Genomic DNA, 2,686 nt, shown 5'->3' on the forward strand with positions numbered 1-2,686 from the left:
GAGAGGATTTAGAATTGAATTAGGAGAAATTGAAAGTATTTTAAGTAATCACGATGCAATTTCAAGTGTAGTTGTTAATGTTTATGAGGAAAATGAGAATAAAAAATTAATAGCATATGTTGTACCAAAATATAAACACATGATGCAATGGGATTTTCTTTATGAATATATGAAAAAACATGTACCAGATTATATGATACCAGCAAAGTTTGTAGTATTAGAAGAACTTCCATTAACTCCAAATGGGAAAATTGATAGAAGACGGTTACCAAAACCAATATTTAGTGGGGATGATCAGAAATTTGTAGAACCAATAACTGATTTAGAGAAAGAAATTGCAATGATTTGGGGCGAAGTATTGGGATATAAGAAGGTTAGCATGAAAGATAATTTCTTTAAAAGTGGTGGGGAATCTTTACTAGCAACAAAATTTATTTCGCTAGTAAGAAACAAATTGAAAATAGAATTACCATTAAAGATAATATTTGAAGTTACTACCTTAGAGGAATTTGTTTTGATTGTGAAACAAGAACTAGAGCTGGAGCAAGATAAAGAGTTGATGGATTTACTAAAAGATTTAGAGGATACAGATGAAATGATGTCAGATAAAGCATTATCAATATTAATAAATCATCAAGAGTAGATAATTTATTAATTTCAGAAGAGTGTTATATTACGAAATATACTTTTTAATAATGGAGGTGCGTTTATGGAAAGAAAGGAAGATTTATTTGCAAAATTAGAATCATTATCCCCAGAGAAGAAAAAATTTTTAATGGATCGATTAAAACGGAATAGTCCTAAAAATATTATGAAAAAGAGGATGGAAAGTGACCTTCCTGTTCTATCTTTTGCTCAGCAAAGACTTTGGTTTTTTGATCAATTAGAACCCGGTTCTTCAACGTATAATATGCCGTTTCTTCTGAAGATAGAAGGAGACTTTGATATTAATGTTTTTGAAAAAAGTTTAAATGAAATTATACAAAGACATGAAATTTTACGCACTACTTTTTTATTAATGGACGAGCAGCCAATCCAAATTGTAAATCCAAATTTGTCAATAAAAGTTAAATATGTTGATCTTCGGGCGTATTCTAAAGAGGAAAGACAAAAAATTTCTGATGAACAGATAAAAAAGGTTGCAAAAAAACCTTTTAATCTTGAGATAGGTCCCCTTGTACGTGCAAATATTTGGCAAGTAGAAGAAAAAGAATATTGGATGTTGCTAAATATGCATCATATTGTTGGAGATGGATGGTCTGTTGGAATTTTAATTCAAGAAATTTCGAAAGTTTATAATGCATTTATAAAAGGAAACAATTCCCCTTTATTACCATTAACAATGCAATATGCTGATTTTTCTATTTGGCAAAAGGGATGGTTAAAAGGTTCCAAGCAACAAGAACAATTGAATTATTGGAAAAAACAATTGAGTGGCAATCTACCTGTGCTTGATTTACCAAGAGATTTTTCAAGACCTAATAAAGCAACATATAATGGAGACGAAGAATATATCACAATTCCTAAAGGGTTAGTAGAGAAATTAAGAACCTTATCCCAACAGGAGGGTGGTACATTGTATATGCTGTTATTAGCGGCGTATAATATTTTGTTATATAAATATAGTAAACAAGAAGATATTATTGTGGGTACACCAATTGCAAATCGAAATCATTTAGAAATTGAACCATTAATAGGTTTTTTTGTAAATACGTTAGCATTGCGTACTAGAGTGAGAAAAGATATGTGTTTTAGGGAACTATTACAAGAAGTAAAACAAACATGCCTAGGAGCATATTCGAATCAAGATATTCCATTTGAAAATATTGTTGCAGAAATTGTACCAGAACGTCAGAGTAATAGCTCTGTACTTTTTCAAACTGTTTTTGCTTTAGAGAAACAAACACAAAATATAATTGAAATGTCAGGTGTAAAAGTTAGGCCTGAGAAATTAAATATTAATGTTGCAAAGTTTGATTTGACCTTATCTATGATTGAGGAGGAAGATAAGGTATCTGGAACTTTTAACTACAACACTAGTTTATTTAGAAAAAGTACCATTCAACGTATTTCTAAACATTATCTGTCTATATTAGAACAGGTAATTGAAAATCCCAACATAAAATTAAACCAATTATCATTAATAAACAAAGAAGAATTGAATCAAATAATTAAAAGAAAACATAATGTAATAAATAATTTACAGATAGATACTACTCTACCTGAACTATTTGAAGAACAGGTCAAAAAAGTACCGAACAATATAGCAGTACAATATGGGGATGCTTCATTAACTTATGATGAATTAAATAAAAAATCTAATCAGTTAGCTCATTATTTAAAAGGTCAAGGGGTAGGTCCAGAAGTTATGGTAGGTATTTCCATGGAACGTTCTTTAGATCTAATTATAGGAATTTTTGGGGTTTTAAAGGCAGGTGGAGCATATGTACCAATTGATCCAAATGCTCCATCAGCAAGAATTCATTATATGTTAGAAGACTCTATGGTACCAATTGTTCTTTCCCATCAGGGCTTATCTAATAGAATTCATAAAGATAAAGTGAAGGTTATTTGTTTAGATACGGATTGGAATGAAATTGAAAAAATGAGGACTTCGGATTTAATAGGGGAAGTTCAAGTGCATAATCTAGCTTATGTAATTTATACTTCAGGATCTACTGGAAAA

At 30.1% G+C, this 2,686-nt stretch carries 2 protein-coding genes; both read left to right on the plus strand.

What is annotated here, in order from left to right; translation table 11 throughout:
* The coding region (locus tag RT27_RS31820; protein ID WP_231577733.1) for a phosphopantetheine-binding protein at nt 1-643 on the plus strand (643 nt) is incomplete at its 5' end.
* Between the two features lie 66 nt (nt 644-709).
* A partial coding sequence (locus RT27_RS31825; RefSeq protein ID WP_043939347.1) for a condensation domain-containing protein occupies nt 710-2,686 on the plus strand: 1,977 nt, incomplete at its 3' end.

The sequence above is a fragment of the Bacillus sp. L_1B0_5 genome (genome assembly GCF_000836715.1).
In the GTDB taxonomy this organism is placed as follows: Bacteria; Bacillota; Bacilli; order Bacillales; family Bacillaceae_G; genus Bacillus_A; species Bacillus_A thuringiensis_S.